The sequence below is a fragment of the Paenibacillus sp. FSL R7-0163 genome (assembly GCF_037969975.1).
In the GTDB taxonomy this organism is placed as follows: domain Bacteria; phylum Bacillota; class Bacilli; order Paenibacillales; family Paenibacillaceae; genus Paenibacillus_AQ; species Paenibacillus_AQ odorifer.
The window spans coordinates 6455005-6474515 of record NZ_CP150224.1; the positions used below are offsets into that span (position 1 = coordinate 6455005).

Here is a 19511-nt window from a genome sequence, read left to right on the forward strand (position 1 = left end):
AGTTAGAGCACGAGACTCTATGGGAGTCGGTAAAAGGCGAACGGCTCGCCATAACGGAAGGAATCGCTGGCTTCCTCCAGCTTGGCCGAAGTTTCTTCATTAAGTACAAGCGAGGTACTAAGCAAATTTTGTTCCAGCTGTTCCACACGTGTAGCCCCGACAATAACCGTCGAGACGGCAGGCCGATTCATAAGCCAAGCTAAGGAGAGCGCAGTAGATGAGGTTTCCATTTTCTCAGCAATTTGGCTCACTTGGCTTCCGAGCTTGATCCGGTCATCATCAAGGAATCTTTTGAAATTAGGATCGGTATCTGCTCTGGACCCTGATGGGGCTGAATCGCTTGTATTATATTTGCCTGTGAGAATTCCGCCAGCTAGTGGAAAGTAAGGAATGATCCCTACCCCTTGATCCAGGCAGAGCGAAAGAAGCTCATTCTCCGGTGTCCGGTCTGCTAAGGAGTAGCTGCACTGAATTGAAATGTACTTGGTGAAGTTGCGTGCTTCACTAATCCCAATCGCCTTCATTAATTGCCATGCTGTATAGTTGGAGGCCCCGATATAACGGATTTTGCCCGAGGATACCATATCGTCCAAGGTTCGTAAGGTTTCTTCAAGCGGCGTGTAGGGATCAAAGGTATGAATCTGGTACAGATCGATATAGTCCGTCTTTAGGCGGCGAAGGCTATCTTCAAGCTCCTGCAGCAAATGGCGACGGGAGGAGCCGCTGCCGTTGGGACCCTCATTTTTAACTAAACCTGCTTTAGTTGCGAGAACAGCCTCCTGTCTCCTACCTTCCAAGGCCAGACCAATGATTCGCTCGGATTCTGAGCCAGCGTAAATATTAGCAGTGTCTATGAAATTAATTCCATGATCAAGCGCAGCATGTACAATCTGAATGGAGGTCTCTTGATCCGCACGTTTGCCGAAAGCGTTCGTTCCCAGTCCTAATGCGGATACCTGTAATCCGCTATTTCCTAGTCTTTTAAAGTTCATCCTCAGCACTCCTTATCATCTATTCATTAATCCATTTATTTTTGAGTGAAAAGATCCAGCGCTGTCTCAATGAAGAGCTTTACAGCAATTGAAGTGTCGGCAAGCGAGCTGACCGCAATTTGGATATCTCTATAAGCATCCGGCTGCAGCTCACGGGTAACCACATTTGGAGGCAGAGATAACAAGGACAGTTCAGACATCACGCCGATTGCCAGCCCCTCCTGAACCATATTAAGAGCTGTTGCAAAGTTATTAACCACATATTTTACATTCAGATGGCTATTACTTCTGCGGAATAGCTCTACAACAGGCGGTTCATATCCTGCTTTGCAAATCAACATGGGCTCGTTCGCTAATTCCTGCACACATACAATGGATCGCTTTTGCAGGGGATGGTCATCTCTAAAAACGGCAAACAATTTCTCTCTATATAATGGAATGGTTTCGAATTCTGCACTGGGAGCGAGCAATAAGCCAACATCAATTTCTTTTGAATCCAGCCATTCTCTGACTTCAGCGATAGAGCCCTCCTGTAGGCTAATCGTAATGTTTGGATATCTTCTAGTGATAGAGCTAATAATCTTCGGTAGAAAATGAGCAGATGCCACAGGAAAAGCCCCAATGCGGATACTCCCTTTTTCAAGACCTCTCTCTGCATAAATCTCCTGATTGACCTTATCAAAGCCCATTAGAATTTCACGGAAAATAACAAGAATACGTTTGCCGATATCCGTAAGCATCAGGCCATTACGCCGGTCTCGAAGCAAGAGCTTCACGTCTAATTCGGCTTCGAGGGACGAGATCGCCCGGCTGACCGCAGGCTGGGTCATATTCAGTTCTACACCAGCTTTAGTAAAGCTGCCGCTTTCGGCGATTTTGACGAATAAACGAATTTGAGTATTGTTCATAACAAATATGATATGCCCCTTATGATTATTATTCATTTCATTTATGCTCTTGTTTATTGTATCATTTGTGATGAATCTACACCAAGGAAGTGAACAAATGAATCAGCAGAAGAAAAGTATGATCCTTCTTATTTTTTTGGTGATTGTATGGGGCATTAATTGGCCTATATCCAAAATCGCCTTAGACTACGCTCCACCTCTATTATTTGCAGGTATTCGAACCGTCGTAGGCGGTATTATTCTGATTCTAATTGCACTGCCCAAGGTGAAGGAGCTTCGCTTCAAGCAGCTCTGGCCGATCTATCTGATCTCGGCGGTCCTTAGTATTGTGTTTTATTATGGATTTCAGACGATTGGCTTGCAGTATGTTCCGGCGGGATTGTTCTCATCGATTGTATTTTTGCAGCCTGTATTGCTAGGGATTTTTTCTTGGCTGTGGTTAGGTGAGAGCATGTACGGGCTTAAAATGGCTGGTTTGCTGCTTGGTTTTCTCGGGGTAGCCTCTCTTAGTATCGGTGGAATTAATGGGAGTATCTCCATATGGGGAATTGTGCTGGCTCTAGCCAGTGCCTTAAGCTGGGCATTAGGAACAATATATATGAAACGGAATGCTGTACGTGTGGATATGCTGTGGATGACGGCTATGCAAATCACGATTGGTGGCATCATTCTGCTACTTTCGGGATCAGCTACGGAGAAATGGTCGGATATCACCTGGAGTGGAACCTTTATTGTGGATACCTTGTTTATCGCAATTTTTGTCATTGCTCTGGGCTGGCTAATCTATTTCAAGCTGATTAACGAAGGAGAAGCAGGAAAAGTAGGTTCATTCACCTTCTTAATCCCCCTGATCTCGATAGCTACCAGCGTAGTTTTTTTGAAAGAACAGATTACCATAAACCTTGTGATTGGATTATTACTGATTGTTAGCAGTATTGTTCTGGTAAATGTGAAGATAGGGCGTGCCGCCAAACAATCAGTCTAGTTAAATTTGTTGGATGGTTGTAGTAACCAATCGAGCAAAAGGGCATTATGTCTAATAGGGATTGAACATAAAAAAAAGGACACTCCCAAGCTTAGAGCTTCTGGGAGAGTCCTTTTTTAATTAAGCGTATAGCGCGTGTGATTTCAGCTGTTGAAGGCCGAGCTGCAACTACGTAAGTAGCAGAACTAGCACGTTCCACTTCTTCGAGTACCCGGTTTAAGTGACTGAAGAGCGCACCTAGATCACGAACGGAAGTCAGTGAGCACCGTCCTTGCAGTTCAGAGAAGCTGGCCGCCTGCAAGTCGCGGGCACGATGCAGACAATCTGTAAGTGAACGTTGGCATTCAACCTTGGATAAGGTCTTCGTACCATAAACAGCTATACAATCGGCTGTTGCCTCCAGCACTTCCAGCATCCAGTCAGAATTGGCATGATGTGCTGGCAGCAAGCAAATATCGTCGGAAATTTCTTTAACATAGGAATGAATGGTCTTTAGATGTGCTGTGGCTTGTATAAGTCCCTTTAGATCACCACGACACTGATAATGAGCAATGGTGTAGAACATTTCCTTCTGTTGTTGATTGCTGGCAGACAGCAGTTTACCTGCTTGCTCCAGCATATTATTATCCTTTGAAGAGTCTCGTCTTATGCCTACGAGGCCTTTTAATGCTTCCGAAAGTAGAAGGCTTCCATCGAGTGCCAATGCTTTTACCTTGACGAACCTGTTTGGTGGAACGATAATCATATTGATGATCAAGGCAATGAGCACACCAATAAAGGTTTCGGCGACTCTCCAAAGCACGTAATCATTGTGATAAAAGGTAAGGGCCAGAACCGAGGTCACCCCGACCTGCGAAACCGCTTGGATATTCATCCGACAGGCAGTGGCAATCCCAATCCCGATGAGCAGAATTAGCAGAATGGAAAATGCACCTACATCGAAGAATTGGCCTACAATCAGGCTGACGATTCCGCCGATAATAATGCCGATCAGGCGGTAGATTCCTTTTTCAAGTGAAGCCTTCACACTGGCTTGAGTAATAAGAATGGCTGCAAGCGGTGCAAAGTATAAATATTGGTCACCATATAAACTGTGTACGGCTACCCAGGATAGTGATGCGGCAAGCGTAATTCGTATCATGTAAAGTGAGAATCCATATTTTTCAAGGCGGTCTAGTAACCCCTCGTTCATTATCATTCATCTTCTTTCGCAAAAATAAGAAAACCACACTGGCTTTTCAGTTCGTTTTCATTATAGCACCTCAAAAAGGGCATGGAAGACTGGACTTTTTACAAACTTGTTAAGTTTATGCTTAGCATTTAACAATGTAAGCTATCGCATATAATGGTACAATCTAATATGCTATATCTATTGGAGCGTCGAAGGAGAGGGGAAATTGTCGCTTATTAGCGCTGAGCATACCCATTTCGATTGTTCTCCGCAAGATGCGGGTAAAATAGTATTGTATTACTAAGGTAAGGGAGGTTGTTAGCTATAGCTATTCAGGAAGGTACCATCATTTCATTTGAAGAAGTTACTAAGCAATATGACGACGAAGATCCGGTGTTAAAAGGAGTCAGCTTTGAGATAGAGCGCGGCAAATTCTATACACTACTTGGTCCATCTGGCTGTGGTAAAACAACTATTCTTCGATTGATCGCCGGGTTCGCTGAGCCAACGAGCGGTTCTATCTATTTAAATGGAAAAGTAATTAACCACATTCCCGCCAATGAGCGGCAGGTCAATACGGTATTTCAGGATTACGCATTGTTTCCGCACCTGAACGTATTCGAGAATGTGGCTTTCGGACTGCGCATTAAGAAGCTTAAGAAGGACGTAATCACGAAGAAGGTACAGGAAGCGCTAAGCTTCGTTAACCTTGTGGGTTATGAGCAGCGTGCGATTAACGAAATGTCCGGCGGTCAGCGCCAGCGGGTCGCCATTGCCCGGGCGATTGTGAATGAGCCACAGGTTCTATTGCTGGACGAGCCTCTATCGGCGCTAGACCTCAAGCTGCGCACGGAGATGCAGTACATACTGCGGGAAATGCAGCAGCGGCTAGGGATTACCTTTATTTTTGTAACCCATGACCAGGAAGAGGCACTCGCGATGTCCGACTGGATTTTTGTCATGAATAAAGGAAAAATCGAGCAAAGCGGCACTCCTAATGATATTTACGATGAGCCGATTAACCGTTTTGTGGCGGATTTTATTGGCGAATCGAACATTGTGCCGGGAGTTATGATCGAGGATTATCTGGTGGAGTTTAACGGCCGCCGCTTCGAATGTTTCGATGCCGGGCTGAAACCGAATGAATCCGTAGAGATTGTTATTCGTCCTGAGGATTTGGAAATTTCTACGCTGGAACAGGGTAAACTACGTGTGCGGGTTGATTCCCAGCTGTTCCGGGGCGTGCATTATGAAATCAGCTGTTATGATGAATCCGGGCATGAATGGCTTGTGCATTCTACACGTAAGGCGACTGTAGGCAGTGAAATTGGCCTTTATTTTGATCCGGAAGCGATCCATGTTATGCGTTTCGGTGAAACGGAGGAAGAATTCGACAGACGTCTGGAAGCTTATGGCGAGGTGGAGAGTCATGAAGAATAAGGGCAAATCGTACTATCTCATCCCTTATTACCTCTGGATCGCATTGTTTGTAATTGCACCGGTAGTGCTTGTCATCTACTATTCGTTATTTGATTTGGATGGCCATATTACTCTGGATAATTACGTCAGTTTCTTCACCCCTGTATATTTGAAAATGACGCTGACCTCGTTCTGGTACGCGTTTCTGATTACAGCATTCTCTTTGCTGGTTGCTTATCCGGCGGCTTATCTACTGACAAGAACCAAACATAAGCAGCTGTGGTTATTGCTGATTATTTTGCCGACATGGATTAATTTGCTGCTAAAAACCTACGCTTTTATAGGGATATTCGGTACATTTGGTCCGATCAATAATTTCTTTGATCTGCTTGGAATCGGAGAACAGCAAATTTTGTTTACGGGCTTCAGCTTTGTATTTGTATCTGTCTATATTTTTATCCCGTTTATGATCCTGCCGATATACAGCGCTTTGGAGGATTTGAATTTATCCTTGCTGGATGCGGCACGTGATTTGGGGGCTTCGGGCTGGACCACGTTCAGACGTGTTATTTTTCCGCTGACCATTTCGGGAGTACGCTCAGGCTGTATGGCAGTATTCATACCGGCGCTGTCCCTATTTATGATTACCCGTCTGATTGCAGGCAACAGGGTCATTACGCTGGGCACCGCAATTGAGCAGCATTTCCTGGTCACTCAGGACTGGGGCATGGGTTCTACAGTTGCAGTGTTTCTGATTGCCATCATGGCGCTGTTTATGATTATCACAGGCGGATCGCGGAAAGGGGCGCGGAATGAGAAATAAAAATGGATTCTCTAACCTCTACCTAGTTCTGGTGTTCATTGTTCTGTATGCACCTATCTTCTATTTAATGTACTATTCGTTCAACAGTGGGGGGACGATGCATAAGTTCGAGGGCTTTACGCTGGATTACTACCGTGAGGTAGTCCAAGATAAGCGCCTGATCATCATCGTAATCAATACGCTTGTGATCGCGCTGCTATCCTCGGCTATTGCGACCCTTATCGCTATTATTGGTGCGCTGGCCATTAAAAGTGTGCAGAATCGCCGCGCTAAGAACACCTTGCTGTCTCTGAATAACGTGCTGATCGTCAGTCCGGATGTCATTATTGGTGCTTCGTTCCTTATCCTGTTCACCATTGCTGGCATCAAGCTGGGCTTCGCGTCTGTTCTGCTCTCACACGTTGCATTCAGCGTACCGATTGCCGTATTGATGATTTTGCCGCATCTACAGGAAATGAGCCCTACATTGACGGATGCAGCCCGTGATCTTGGGGCAAGCCGTAAGGATGTGCTGACTAAAGTTATTTTGCCGATTATTAAACCAGGGATATTCAGCGGATTTTTTATGGCGCTTACGTATTCACTGGATGACTTTGCAGTTACATTCTTCGTAACAGGCAACGGTTATTCGACGTTATCGGTTGAGATATACTCTAGAGCTCGACAAGGGGTATCGCTATCGATTAATGCGCTGTCGACACTGATCTTCCTGTTCACCATTCTGCTTGTGGTTGGTTATTACTTCCTGACCCTTAAGAAAAATCGTCATAACACAGCAGAAGCTGTGGCGGAGCCTGTTGCAGAAGCGGGGGTGCCTAGATGAAACAGCTGATAAATGCTTTTCTGGCGATCCTTATCACGGCATTTGCGCTTATATACTTGGGCTCTTGGATGAATTCGAGAGAGGGATATTCGGGTGGAAACACACTGACTATCTATAACTGGGGCGACTATGTTGATCCGGATCTATTGAAGGAATTTGAAAAAGAGACCGGCTTAACAGTCATTTATCAAACCTTCGATTCCAATGAAGCTATGTTGACCAAGGTTGAGCAGGGTGGAACTACCTTTGATGTTGTAATCCCTTCGGATTATGCCATTGCTAAGATGAAAGAAGAAGATCTGCTCATCCCGCTGGATCATAGCAAGATTTCAAATCTAAAGAATATTGATTCACGGTTTATGGACCTTTCGTTTGATCCAGACAACAAATATTCCGTGCCTTATTTCTGGGGGACCGTCGGGATTATTTTCAATCCGGAAATGACCAAGGGCATGGACTTCACCAGCTGGGATTCTCTCTGGGACAGCAGACTGCATAATAGCATCTTCCTGGTGGACGGAGCCCGTGAAGTGATGGGCATGGCTTTGAACAGCCTGCATTATTCTGTTAATGACAAGGATGAGGCGCATCTGCAAGAAGCACTGACCAAGCTCAACAAGTTGTCTCCTAACGTGAAGGCGATTGTCGGTGATGAGATCAAGATGCTGCTGGCAAATGAAGAAGCTGCGGTTGGGATTGTCTGGTCCGGCGATGCTTCCGAGATCATGGACGAGAATGATAAGCTGGATTATGTAGTACCGGAAGAAGGTTCGAATAAGTGGTTTGATAACATGGTTATCCCTCGGACAGCGAAAAACGTGGATGGAGCGCATCAGTTCATCAACTTCATGCTCCGCCCAGACGTTGCTGCTAAGAATGCAGAATATGTAGGTTATTCCACGCCTAACATTCCTGCGCTGGAGCTGCTTCCTGAGGAAACTTCTGAGGATACCCGTTTCTATCCACCTGCTGAAATTACGGACCGGCTTGAAGTATACGACAACCTTGGCAAACGGATGCTTGCTCATTATAATGAGCTGTTCCTAATGTTTAAGATGAATAAGAAGTAAGCTGACTAAAGCTAGAGCTAAAGCGAAACGACATTAAGAGCGTCTACATACGGGTAACCGTGTTAGACGCTCTTTTTCGGTTTGATCATCGTGTAGTCTCAAGACAACAGACAGTTTAGCCGAAAGTATAATATAGTATAATAGTAAGAATGGACAACAGGAAAAGAGGAAACGAATGCCTACTATACTGGTTGCTGACGACGATGCGAACATTCGCGAACTTGTCTGTTTATTTCTCCGCAACGACGGATTCGAAACAGTTGAAGCTGTGGATGGCAAGGAAGCGCTCGCCGTATATGCTGGAACACATGTCGATCTTGTCGTGCTGGATATTATGATGCCAAATATGGATGGTTGGATGCTTTGTAAGGAGCTCCGCAGAGCTAATCCTGATCTTCCATTACTTATATTGACTGCCAGAGGCGAAACCTGGGAGAAAGTGAAGGGTTTCGAATTAGGCACGGACGATTATTTAACTAAACCCTTCGATCCTTTGGAGCTGACGGTTCGTGTTAGGTCATTGCTGAAACGATATCGGATTGGCTCCACGCAGATGATCCAAATTGGCAATGTAATGCTTGATCGGCAGACCTATAAGGTGATGAGAGGCACGGATTCATTTGCCTTACCCCTCAAGGAGTTCGAATTGCTGTACAAGCTTGCTGGGACACCCGGACAAGTCTATACGCGCGAGCAGTTGATCGATCAAATTTGGGGAATTGATTATGCTGGAGATGATCGGACGATTGACGTGCATATTAAACGCCTGCGTGAACGGTTTGCGACTACCCCTGATTTTCGTATTGAGACGGTGCGTGGACTTGGCTACAGGCTTGAGGTGTACGAATGATTAGATCCATATATACACGCGTTGTACTGACCTTCCTAGCCTCCGTAATCGGGGGCACAATCATTGCTTTGTTTGTGGCAACTTGGGTATTCGAAGATAAACTGAACGAGAACACGCGAATTCCCTTATTGCATTTTGGACAGGATATTGTCAGGGTTTACGAGACCTTCCCATTTCGTGGAGCCAACTCTTTCGTAAGTGGAATGAAGCAGCTTGATTCCTACCACATCCGAATTTTCGATGAAGCGGGTAAATTCCAATCTTACGGAACGCTTAATGGGCACAAGCCGGTCCCTGTAACTATGGAAGAAATAAAAAAAGTTCTCGCAGGAGAAGTATATCAACCTCATAACAGGAATATTTCTGCGCTTCTCCTAGGCTTACAGCTGAGAACGGAAGACGGCACCAAAGCGATGTTTGTGGAGACGCTTAATCCCCCTTCCGTCACTGCCAGAAGGAACTTGGTATTAAATTTCTTGCTCTATTCATTGATAGCTGGAAGCCTCTTGATTCTGGTAGCTGCAATGTTCTTAGTCAGACCGATCAAGAAGCTAACCAAAGCGACCAGACGGATAGCAGCTGGTGATTTTAACGTCGAGCTGAATATTAAACAAACCGGTGAGCTAGGTACCTTGGCTCGCAGCTTTGAAGAAATGATGCACGATCTGCAGCAGCTTGAGCAGATGCGTAAGGAGTTTGTATCCAATGTGTCGCATGAGGTCCAGTCTCCGCTCACCTCAATATCTGGGTATGCGATTGCGCTCAAGCGAGTAGATCTTGCAGAACAAGAGCGAAATCGTTATCTGGATATTATTATCGCTGAAGCAGAGCGGATGTCTAAAATGAGTGACAGCCTGCTGAAGCTGAGTTTATTAGAATCGCAGTCCCAGCAGCTACGGCTAACTACATTCAATCTGGACGAACAGATAAGAAGAGTAATCGTAGCAATTCAGCCGCAATGGTCAGCTCGTAACATCAGCTTCGACCTTGATCTGAAGCCTATTATCCTACTGGCTGATTATGACCTGTTAAGTCAGGTATGGACCAATCTCCTTGGCAACAGCATCAAGTTTTCTAAGGATAACAGTGTAATTAACGTCAGCCTCAAACAAGATATCAACAACGTGACCGTTCGGATAACAGACACTGGCATCGGGATTTCACTTGAGGATCAGCAACGTATATTTGAACGGTTCTTTAAGGCTGATCGATCCCACAGTCGTAAATATGGTGGCAGCGGGATGGGACTTGCCATTGTTAAACAGATCGTAACGCTTCATAAAGGGGATATCCGCGTGGAAAGCGAACCCGGTCAAGGAACGACCATCGTTGTCACCCTGCCAATTATAGCGCCGACAGAGTAATTAGCTTCCAGGCGGTGCCTTGCGAGGGCTTGGATGCATCCCGTATTTTTCATTGCTACAGCAGTACTGGCAAGTTTTCTTGTCTTGTGCTGCCGTAGCATTTTTTTTACCTGTTCATTTTCAGTTCATATTGCCGTCATGAGGGGTACATCTTTGTTAGTTATGATCTCATTAGCGAAACATTAAGAGAGCTTAATAAACAGATTAAAGACAGGAGAAGATGAGGGTGACACAACAAGCGGACAAAAAAACGGGGAATGGACAGAAAAAACATAAACTGCGTAACCTGTTGCTCAAAATACTAGGAGCAATAGTGATCGTGGTCGTACTTTTTCTAGCCGTTGTCTATACAGTTAATGTGATCAGCAACAAAACAGATCAGAAAAAAATACAGCACTATGGTCAGTTAGTCCCTGTTGACGGGAAAAATATGAATGTTTTGATTCAAGGAGAAGGTAAACAGACGATCGTGCTCATACCAGGCTTTGGAACAGGAGCACCAGCACTTGATTTTAAGCCGTTGATTGATGAGTTATCACCATTCTACAAAGTGGTGGCGGTTGAACCGTTTGGGTATGGACTCAGTGATGAAACGAAAAAAGAACGAACCACAGAGAATATCGTTAGTGAAATTCATGAAGCCGTTCAGAATCTTAACATTGACCAATACATTCTAATGGGCCACTCGATTGGAGGTATTTATGGATTGGAATATGCGAAGAAATATCCAAACGAAGTGAGTGCTTTTGTGGGTATTGATAGTAGTGTTCCGGAGCAAGGCGGTATGGATGTTAAATTCCCAATTAAAAAATTAAAGCTGCTTAAAGATTCAGGGATTATAAGATTGGGCTTGCAATTAAGCGGTGACCCTTATGATGGACTGCCATTTGATGATGAAACCAAAAAACAAATGAAATTGATTTCGCTTAAAAATATGAACAATTCCACTACCTTAAATGAAATGGAACATATTTATCCTAACTTTGTTGCCTCCAGAGGCTTAAAATTCGACAAGAATCTTCCCATTATCTTCTTTATACAAGCAAATAATACTACTGTGAAAGACTGGATCCCTCTGCATGAAGGGCAAGTCAAGGATTCTGTGCATGGAAAAGTAATGACATTTGAAGGCGGACATTACTTACATCATTCAAAATCCAAAGAAATCGTGGAGAACCTAAGGGTATTCATGGAAGAAGTTAAATAAAAAGAAGAAAACGCTCCGAACTCCTCATATGAGGGGGCGGGGCGTTTTTTTGGTTGCGATCGAAGATTATTTGATGCCGATTCTCATTCGGTAGCTGATCAGAACCTCTAATGTTCTGCCTTTAAAATGCTGTTCAACTGCGGCGGTGTAATCGGCGATGTCTTGTTCAAGCAAGGTGGCGTCTAGCTTCATTACGGTTTGCACTCCCCCTTGACTTAGGGTTAAACCGATATATCGCTGGGCATCGCAGGACTCTAGGTTGTGGAATACGATTTCTCTGGCAAAAGAGAAGGCCCCACTAGCTTTGATCCGTGACAAATGGCCTTCTTTGTCCCATTTATGTGCTCTCTCCTCATTAGGTAAGAGCGAGGCCAGTAATTCTTCTGTTTTGGAGATTAGCTGGTTGTATCGTTCTTCTACATTTTGCTGAAGAGATAAAGGCCAATCGCAATCGTAGGCGGCAAAGACACCGCCTTTTTTTAAGACCCGGGAGATTTCTTGCAGTGTACTCTCAGGGTCCATCCAGTGGAATGATTGTGAGCAGGTAACTATGTCTACACTATCTGATGCAAGCGGAAGCTGGTTAGAGTAGCCTTGTACAAAAGTAATTGATTGGGGTTCTTCTAATCTGCTAAGTTTATCGATTGCTTTTCCCAACATATCTGGATTGGGTTCGATACCGATTACGCGGTCTGCGACATCGTTCCAGAGAAAAGTAGACAAACCCGTACCGCAGCCTATATCTGCGACGAGTGAAGGGGTGGTACCCAAGTAATCTGTTAGCAATTTGATAATCATCACAGGGGCTTCGGGACGGTAGCGGTCATATTCATCTTGAAACCCCAGAAAGCGGTCGATATTTTGTTTGCTGTTTTTTTCAGGTATCATGTGATCCTCCCTCATAGATCATGTTTATAGGTCTATTGTATAATCACTGGTTCGATAAGCCAAATAATGGCTGGCTGGGAATGTTACGTAGAATAAATAAAATCCCCGGAGAACACCTTTTAGGTGTAGCCGGGGATTGTTAAACTATCTAGTAAATGTTAACGAAGCAGTGCTGGATCAATTGCAGGCACAAGTCCTTCTGCCGCAGCACGATCAAGCAGGGCAGAGATTGCGGCATAGCCGTCATCACCCAGATTCATCGAGAAGTCATTCACGTAGAGATCGATGTGGGATTTAGCCACTTCAGGAGCCAACTCTTGAGCATGGCTAAGCACATAGTCTCTGGAATCCGTTGGATGATCCCACGCATACTGAAGAGAGCTGCGAATCCAGCCGGTGATAGCATCGGCATCTAAATCACGGCGGGCAATGATAGCGCCGAGAGGAATGGGCAGTCCGGTATCGCTTTCCCACCAGCTGCCTAAATCAGTCAGCATATTAAGACCATACGAGGCGTAAGTGAAGCGGGCTTCGTGAATTACCAGCCCCGCATCGATATGGCCATCCCGTACGGCAGGCATAATCTCATCGAAAGGCATTACGACTATTTCGCCGATGCCTCCAGTTACATTTTGTGCTGCCCATAATCGGAAAAGCAAATAAGCCGTAGAGCGTTCGCTAGGCACAGCAATCCGGCGTCCGGCTAGCTTTTCTGGGCGTTTGATCGCATGGGGTCCACTTGCTGTGAGCAGCAGCGGGCCGCAGCCGCGACCTAAAGCGCCGCCGCATGGCAGCAGTTTGTACCGCTCCAGAACCCAAGGCAGCGCAGCGTAGGAGATTTTGAGGACTTCTGGTCCTTCTCCGTCAGCGGCCAGCGTATTGGTAATATCAATGTCGGCATAGGTTACATTCAGCCTAGGTGCATTCGGGACAAGCCCGTGCGCCCAGGCATGAAATACAAAGGTATCGTTAGGGCAAGGGGAAAAAGCGATATTAAGCTCAGTTGTCATTACAGCACCTCCAGTAATATAGCGGCTGCCGCCGTTAATGCTTCCATTGCATCACCGATCTTCCATGCGGCCCGGTCGCGGGGACCGACCGGGTTCGAGATGGCGCGGAGCTCCAGTACCGGGAGCCCCAGCGCCTGGGCGGCCACGGCGACTCCGTGGCCCTCCATCGCTTCCGCGACGGCATGGGGATGCCGCGCGAGATGGGCGGCGGCCGTCTCCGCGGTGCCGGTCGCCGTCGAGACCGTAAGCACGGTGCCCGTGCTTACGGGTAACCCGGCCGCTGTCAGCGCGGCCGAAATCGCTTGCACCGTGCCGCGGTCAGCCGGCACGGACACGCTGCCGAAGCCGAGCTCGGCAGCGCTGCGGAAGCCCTCCGGCGTCTCGGCCCCGAGGTCGGCGGCAATCATCTCGCTGGCTACAACCAGCGAGCCTAAAGGTGCCAGCCCCGGGAATCCGCCGCCGATCCCGACGCTCAATACGCAGCCGTAAGAACCGGCTGCGAGTGCCGCAGCGGTTCCCGCCGCCGCCGCTGCCGGCCCTGCGCCGGCAGCGATAACATGGAACCTGTCGCTGCCTTGCAGGCCGCGCAGGACCGCGTCACGCTCCGCGTCTACGGCTGTCACGATCAGCACGCGTCGTGCTCCAGCCTGCCCTTCCATAGCTTCTTCGGTAGGGGTTGGATTGAACGAACTCATCAGGTCGCCTCCTTTAGGGTATTGAAATCGCTTACTAAAGAGTCATTCGTAAAGACAAGAATACGCCCTTTTATAGGTCAGGTCAAACTTGGGGTGATTTTTATCACTCCCTGTAAAGTGTCAAAGGAAACTTACCGGTCTCTAGACGGAAGTGACTTTTTTAGCGATGAGGTTGACAAGGAGGATGGGAAGTCGTATAGTTATCTTAACTTAAAGATATTTAATGTAAAGACAAATAAATGGATTGAATACAAGTTTGATTGAAGTGGAGGTGGAATTGATGAGTGATAAACAAGTAAATCTGCGTAATACAGAGAGTGCACCTGACGAAGAACAAGCCGCCTCACTGAAATTGTTCGTAGTCTTATCTAAGGCTTATAAGAGCCTAATGGATCATGCGGTGAAGGATATGAAGAGTTATGGCTTGGCTTCGGCTGAATTCATGGTGCTTGAAGTACTTTACCATAGAACGCGGATTCCGCTGCAACAGATCGGGGAGAAAATTCTCGTTACGAGCGGAAGCATTACCTATAATATCGACAAGTTGGAGAAAAAGGGACTGCTGAAACGTGTACCCTGTAGCGAGGATCGCCGCGTTACTTATGCGGAGATTACGGATGCAGGCCGTGAACTGTTTGATGAGATTTTCCCTCGTCATGTAGCCTCAATTCATGATTTGATGGGTGGATTAGATAAGGAAGAGAAAGTCCAGGCTATCGAATTAATGAAAAAGCTTGGCAAAGGTGTGTAGGCGCTGCGAACATGACGAATAACTAGGCGCCTCTATAAGGTTGGAAGTAGTTCGGCTCCATCCTCATTCTCCCAACTCCAGTAAGTATAAGTGAAACCCTGCTTTTTTGGGTATATCACTAATAAGATATTTAACTTAACGAAGCCAGGTAGCCATTTACTTAAGATTACCTGATATTTCGACTGGGGGCTTGGCCATGAAATGGCAGGGAAGAAGAGGGAGTTCGAACGTGGAGGACCGCAGAGGCATGAGCGGCGGCGGCAAGATGATTGGTGGCGGGATCGGAGGAATTATCCTTGTCCTGGTCATCACGTTACTCAGTGGAGGCAATGCCGGGGATATCCTGGGAAGTTTGACTTCCACAGGCTCCAGTTCAACGGCCCCTTATGAACAGACCGCAGAGGAGCAAGAGCTTGCGGAGTTTGTATCGGTAGTTCTTGCCGACACAGAGGAGGTTTGGGGTGAGATTTTTCAGCAGCAGGGAATGACCTATACGGACCCCACCTTAGTGCTATACAGTGGGAGTGTAGACTCTGCTTGCGGAACAGCGACCTCGGCAGTCGGTCCGTTCTACTGTCCGGGTGACGCCAAACTATATATTGATCTGAGCTTTTATGATGAGTTGCAGCAACGCTTCCATGCGCCGGGCGACTTCGCCATGGCTTATGTTATTGCCCATGAGGTTGGACATCATGTACAGACATTACTAGGCACCTCGAAACAGCTCGATTCCCTTCGTCAGACGTTGAGTGAGAAGGAGTACAACAAATATCAGGTTCGTTTTGAGCTGCAGGCTGATTATTTCGCCGGTGTCTGGGCCAATCATGCTCAGGGTATGAATCTGCTGGAGGAAGGCGACTTAGAGGAAGCTCTGGCAGCTGCAAGCGCCGTCGGCGATGATACGATTCAGAAGCAGGCTCAGGGCTATGCAGTGCCGGATAGTTTCACTCACGGTACCTCAGAGCAGAGAAAGCGCTGGTTCTACAAAGGTTTTAACTCGGGTACGATTAAGGGCGGCGATACGTTTAACGCCTCCGAGTTGTAGATAGAAGAGGGAAGAGGAGAGCAGCCCATAGGTTATTCCGGTTCGCCGGGCGCTCTTTTTTACCCAATATCTTAACATTAAGATAATTAAATCAAAGGAATAGGGGAATGTAAAAATGATAAGTGTAGGACTGTTATTAATGAGATTGGTGATTGGACTTGCGTTTATAGGACATGGTGCACAAAAGCTATTTGGATGGTTCGGAGGTTACGGTCCGAAGGGTACGGGAGGCTGGATGGAGTCCATCGGAATCAAACCGGGTGTGACTATGGCGATTTTAGCAGGGATTATGGAGCTGGTGGGCGGATTTATGTTCGCGGCAGGACTGTTAACGCCTGTTGCAGCGGTGTTGATCGCTGCCACGATGCTGGGGGCAATCGTTAAGGTTCATGCTCCAAATGGTTTCTGGTCCACTTCGAACGGGATTGAGTTTCCGCTCACGGTTCTGGTATTTGCGGTAGGTGTGGCGCTTACGGGACCAGGTTCGATTTCTCTAGATGCATTGTTTTTTAACTAAGAAGGGAGTTTATAATAATGACACTTCAAACTGCAGGAATACACCATATTACAGCTTTTGTCGGAGACGCTCAGCGCAATGTTGATTTCTACGCCGGGATTCTGGGCCTACGGCTCGTGAAAAAAACGATTAATTTTGATGCTCCAGAGGTCTATCATTTATACTTTGGGAATGAGCAGGGTGCTCCGGGAACGATTATTACATTTTTCCCTTCACCTGTAGGGCGTAGAGGCAGAATCGGCAGTGGTCAAGTTGGCGTAACGATCTACGCAGTGCCGGTTGGTGCTCTGCAATTCTGGGAACAACGCCTTGCTGAATACGGAATTTCGGTTACAAAAGGAAGTCGGATCTCGGAACCCTATTTAGCTTTTGCCGATTACGACGGTCTGCGGATTGAACTGGTGGAACGTGAGGAAGGCCCGCTCAGTAAGTGGTCCTTTGGTGGGATTCCTACTAAATACGCGATCAAAGGTTTTGGCGGGGCTGTGCTGTATAGCAGCAATCCGTTGCAAACAGCTGAGACACTTGTTCATACGCTGGGTATGGAACATATTGCTGACGGAGATGGATATACTCGCTATAGAACCAATGGGGAGCTAGGTAATATTATTGATTTGAAGACATCACCCGTTCCGCTCGGAGCGGGAGGTGCAGGGACAGTTCATCACATCGCGTGGCGGGCAAAGGATGATGCAGAGCAACTGGAATGGTCGCGCCATGTACAGAGTCATGGGCATAGACCTACACCCGTTCAAGACCGTCAGTATTTTAATGCGATCTATTTCCGTGAAAGAGGAGGAATCCTGTTCGAGATCGCTACAGATCCTCCGGGTTTTGCCCGTGATGAAGCCCCAGATGCGTTGGGTGAAAAGTTGATGCTGCCGTCCTGGTTTGAGCCGCATCGCGCGGCCATCGAAGAAAACTTAACGCCTATTCAAGTAAGAGAAATTGAGGTGAAGCAGGGATGATTCATGTATTCCGTAAAGGTAAAGATATAACTAAACCTACGTTAGTGTTGTTTCATGGTACAGGTGGTAATGAGCAGGATTTGCTGCCGCTGGCTGAGATGTTATCCCCAGATTCATCGGTGCTAGGTATACGGGGCAATGTGCTGGAGAATGGCATGCCACGATTCTTCCGTCGGCTGGCAGAAGGAGTGTTCGATGAAGCGGACTTAGTTTTCCGTACCCATGAGATTAAGAAATTTCTGGATGAAGCGTCAGAAAAATACGGGTTTGATGCCAACAATCTGGTAGCGGTTGGTTACTCTAACGGTGCAAACATTGCTGGTAGCCTTTTGTTTCATTATAAGGACATTTTCCGCGCGGCAGTGCTGTTGCATCCGATGGTGCCATTACGCAATGTGGAGCTTCCTTCTCTTGAAGGGGTGTCTATCTTTATTGGGGCAGGTACGAATGATCCGCTAATAACATCTACGGAAACTCAGGAGCTAGAGGGGATTCTGCAGAAAGCAGGCGCTGAGGTTACAACCCATTGGGGCAACCAAGGTCACCGCTTGAGTATGGCGGAAGCCGAAGCCGCCAAAGATTGGCTACAGGGGTTTAGTACATCTCAAAATGAATAAAACAATTAGGATAACCGCCTTTTGGCGGTTATTTTTAAGTTATTAGCCCCGAATGAGGTCTTATAAAAGGATTGATCATTTGAGTTCCTTTACGTTAGTATGAAGAATACAAAAAAAGGCCCCCGGGTTGCTTTAGAAAGGTTGACGTAAGGATCATGATTGGAATGCAAAATGCTAATAAACTTGCTGTAGATGGACCCTCTAGGAAGCAGAGATTGCAACTTGCTGTTATTCTGGGCTCCATTACAACCATTGGGCCGTTATCGATTGATATGTATTTGCCGGCGCTGCCTACACTTGTCGACGATTTCGGTACGACGGCTGCTTTGGTGCAGCTAAGTCTCACCTTCTTTTTATTGGGACTGGCCTCAGGTCAGTTAGTAGCTGGACCACTGAGTGATGTATATGGACGTCGCCGTCCACTGCTTATAGGGATGTTCATCTATGCCGTTTCCTCAGTGCTATGTGCTTTTAGTCCTTCGATTGGACTTTTAATTGTTTTGCGGTTTATTCAAGGTCTTGCTGGTTCAGTGGGTGTAGTTGTCTCTAGGGCGGCTGTGCGTGATCTGTATAGTGGCTCTGAACTAACGAAATTTTTCTCTTTATTGATGATTGTTAATGGTCTGGGTCCGATTTTGGCTCCAGTCATTGGAGGACAGCTCTTAAGAGTGACTACATGGCAGGGGATATTCCTCGTATTATTTGCTGCCGGAATTATCTTCTGCTTGACGATTCTCCTGCGCTTGCCTGAGACATTGCCGAAGGAGCGGCGCTCCAAGAGCGGGTTGAAGGGTACTCTGCTTACCTTTAAGGTGTTACTTGGCAACCGCAAGTTTATGGGTTATGCCTTGTCCCAAGGTTTTGTTACAGCGTCTATGTTCGCTTATATCTCAGGGTCATCTTTTGTTTTGCAAAATATTTTTGCGGTTACTCCGCAGGTATACAGTTTGATCTTTGCTGTGAACGGGATTGGGATTATTATTACAGGTCAAATCGCCGGCAGACTAGCTGGTAAGGTGAGTGAGACGAAGCTACTGCTTAGCGGGTTGCTGCTCTGTACAACGGGGGGCGTCTTGCTGCTGCTTACGATCCTGGTAGGGGGAGGGCTGATCCCTATTCTAATCTGTCTGTTCGCCGTTGTCTCCAGTGTGGGGATTGTCGGAGCAACCAGCTTCTCACTTGCAATGCAGGACCAAGGAGAAGCCGCAGGCAGTGCTTCGGCTTTAATCGGACTGTTACCGTTGCTGCTTGGTAGCTGTGTAGCACCGCTTGTGGGCCTTGGGGGCGTAGACTCAGCACTTCCGATGGCGATTGTGATTGCCTGTACGGGTGTTCTCTCTATTCTGTCTTATTTTCTGTTGGTCAGACGGGGAAACACCAATTCCTAACAGCTTATCCTTATAACCTT

General features: G+C 46.7%; 20 protein-coding genes. 14 read left to right on the forward strand and 6 right to left on the reverse strand.

Translation table 11 applies throughout. From position 1 onward, the window contains the following. Positions 1-17: 17 nt before the first annotated feature. Positions 18-992 carry an aldo/keto reductase gene (locus tag NST45_RS28375; RefSeq protein WP_036682100.1) on the reverse strand — a complete coding sequence of 325 codons (975 nt, stop codon included), beginning with the start codon at positions 990-992 and terminating at the stop codon, positions 18-20. A 35-nt stretch (positions 993-1027) separates the two neighbouring features. Beyond that, positions 1028-1936: a LysR family transcriptional regulator gene (locus NST45_RS28380; RefSeq protein ID WP_305953605.1), complete on the reverse strand. Its 909-nt coding sequence runs from the start codon at positions 1934-1936 to the stop codon at positions 1028-1030. 61 nt (positions 1937-1997) lie between these two features. Between NST45_RS28380 and NST45_RS28385 the strand changes: the two genes are divergently transcribed. Further along, a complete protein-coding gene (locus NST45_RS28385; RefSeq protein ID WP_076140666.1) occupies positions 1998-2885 on the forward strand; it encodes a DMT family transporter in 888 nt (295 codons plus the stop codon). A 91-nt stretch (positions 2886-2976) separates the two neighbouring features. Here NST45_RS28385 and NST45_RS28390 read toward each other — a convergent pair whose 3' ends face one another. Continuing rightward, on the reverse strand, positions 2977-4077 hold the full coding sequence (locus NST45_RS28390) for an FUSC family protein (protein ID WP_076140668.1): 1101 nt from the start codon (positions 4075-4077) through the stop codon (positions 2977-2979). 309 nt (positions 4078-4386) lie between these two features. Between NST45_RS28390 and NST45_RS28395 the strand changes: the two genes are divergently transcribed. The 7 genes from NST45_RS28395 (at position 4387) to NST45_RS28425 (ending at position 11612) form a co-directional block, all read left to right on the forward strand. Continuing rightward, positions 4387-5496 carry an ABC transporter ATP-binding protein gene (locus tag NST45_RS28395; protein WP_036682445.1) on the forward strand — a complete coding sequence of 370 codons (1110 nt, stop codon included), beginning with the start codon at positions 4387-4389 and terminating at the stop codon, positions 5494-5496. Next, positions 5486-6298 (forward strand): ABC transporter permease, encoded by an 813-nt coding sequence (locus NST45_RS28400; protein WP_036682096.1) that lies wholly within the window; start codon positions 5486-5488, stop codon positions 6296-6298. The genes NST45_RS28395 and NST45_RS28400 overlap by 11 nt, the downstream gene beginning before the upstream one ends. Continuing rightward, entirely contained in the window at positions 6288-7121 is an 834-nt protein-coding gene (locus tag NST45_RS28405; protein WP_036682094.1) for an ABC transporter permease, read from the forward strand. Before NST45_RS28400 ends, NST45_RS28405 begins: the two co-directional genes overlap by 11 nt. Further along, the gene (locus NST45_RS28410) at positions 7118-8191 is read left to right on the forward strand and encodes an ABC transporter substrate-binding protein (RefSeq protein ID WP_076105064.1); all 1074 of its coding nucleotides are present in this window, start codon (positions 7118-7120) and stop codon (positions 8189-8191) included. Before NST45_RS28405 ends, NST45_RS28410 begins: the two co-directional genes overlap by 4 nt. 175 nt (positions 8192-8366) lie before the next feature. Then, a complete protein-coding gene (locus NST45_RS28415; RefSeq protein ID WP_076140670.1) occupies positions 8367-9041 on the forward strand; it encodes a response regulator transcription factor in 675 nt (224 codons plus the stop codon). After that, complete coding sequence (locus tag NST45_RS28420; protein WP_036682088.1) at positions 9038-10405, forward strand: HAMP domain-containing sensor histidine kinase; 1368 nt, start codon at positions 9038-9040, stop codon at positions 10403-10405. Before NST45_RS28415 ends, NST45_RS28420 begins: the two co-directional genes overlap by 4 nt. 226 nt (positions 10406-10631) lie before the next feature. Next, the gene (locus NST45_RS28425; protein ID WP_076105062.1) at positions 10632-11612 is read left to right on the forward strand and encodes an alpha/beta hydrolase; all 981 of its coding nucleotides are present in this window, start codon (positions 10632-10634) and stop codon (positions 11610-11612) included. 66 nt (positions 11613-11678) lie between these two features. Here NST45_RS28425 and NST45_RS28430 read toward each other — a convergent pair whose 3' ends face one another. From NST45_RS28430 to NST45_RS28440, 3 genes are all read right to left on the reverse strand, one after another. Continuing rightward, the gene (locus tag NST45_RS28430) at positions 11679-12500 is read right to left on the reverse strand and encodes a class I SAM-dependent methyltransferase (protein WP_076105061.1); all 822 of its coding nucleotides are present in this window, start codon (positions 12498-12500) and stop codon (positions 11679-11681) included. A gap of 158 nt (positions 12501-12658) precedes the next feature. After that, on the reverse strand, positions 12659-13510 hold the full coding sequence (locus NST45_RS28435) for a 1,4-dihydroxy-6-naphthoate synthase (protein ID WP_038573726.1): 852 nt from the start codon (positions 13508-13510) through the stop codon (positions 12659-12661). Beyond that, complete coding sequence (locus NST45_RS28440; protein WP_339824358.1) at positions 13510-14205, reverse strand: futalosine hydrolase; 696 nt, start codon at positions 14203-14205, stop codon at positions 13510-13512. Before NST45_RS28440 ends, NST45_RS28435 begins: the two co-directional genes overlap by 1 nt. 280 nt (positions 14206-14485) lie before the next feature. Here NST45_RS28440 and NST45_RS28445 point away from each other — a divergent pair, with 280 nt between their 5' ends. From NST45_RS28445 to NST45_RS28470, 6 genes are all read left to right on the forward strand, one after another. Beyond that, the gene (locus tag NST45_RS28445) at positions 14486-14956 is read left to right on the forward strand and encodes a MarR family transcriptional regulator (protein ID WP_036682080.1); all 471 of its coding nucleotides are present in this window, start codon (positions 14486-14488) and stop codon (positions 14954-14956) included. A 196-nt stretch (positions 14957-15152) separates the two neighbouring features. Further along, positions 15153-16001, forward strand: a complete 849-nt coding sequence (locus NST45_RS28450; RefSeq protein WP_038573724.1) for a neutral zinc metallopeptidase — start codon at positions 15153-15155, stop codon at positions 15999-16001. A gap of 115 nt (positions 16002-16116) precedes the next feature. Next, the gene (locus tag NST45_RS28455; RefSeq protein WP_036682076.1) at positions 16117-16518 is read left to right on the forward strand and encodes a DoxX family protein; all 402 of its coding nucleotides are present in this window, start codon (positions 16117-16119) and stop codon (positions 16516-16518) included. A 17-nt stretch (positions 16519-16535) separates the two neighbouring features. Then, positions 16536-17486 carry a ring-cleaving dioxygenase gene (locus NST45_RS28460; RefSeq protein WP_038573722.1) on the forward strand — a complete coding sequence of 317 codons (951 nt, stop codon included), beginning with the start codon at positions 16536-16538 and terminating at the stop codon, positions 17484-17486. Then, positions 17483-18103 carry an alpha/beta hydrolase gene (locus tag NST45_RS28465; protein WP_036682072.1) on the forward strand — a complete coding sequence of 207 codons (621 nt, stop codon included), beginning with the start codon at positions 17483-17485 and terminating at the stop codon, positions 18101-18103. The genes NST45_RS28460 and NST45_RS28465 overlap by 4 nt, the downstream gene beginning before the upstream one ends. 164 nt (positions 18104-18267) lie before the next feature. Beyond that, positions 18268-19491, forward strand: coding sequence for a multidrug effflux MFS transporter (locus NST45_RS28470; RefSeq protein WP_036682442.1), 1224 nt, complete (start codon positions 18268-18270; stop codon positions 19489-19491). The last annotated feature ends 20 nt before the right edge of the window (positions 19492-19511 follow it).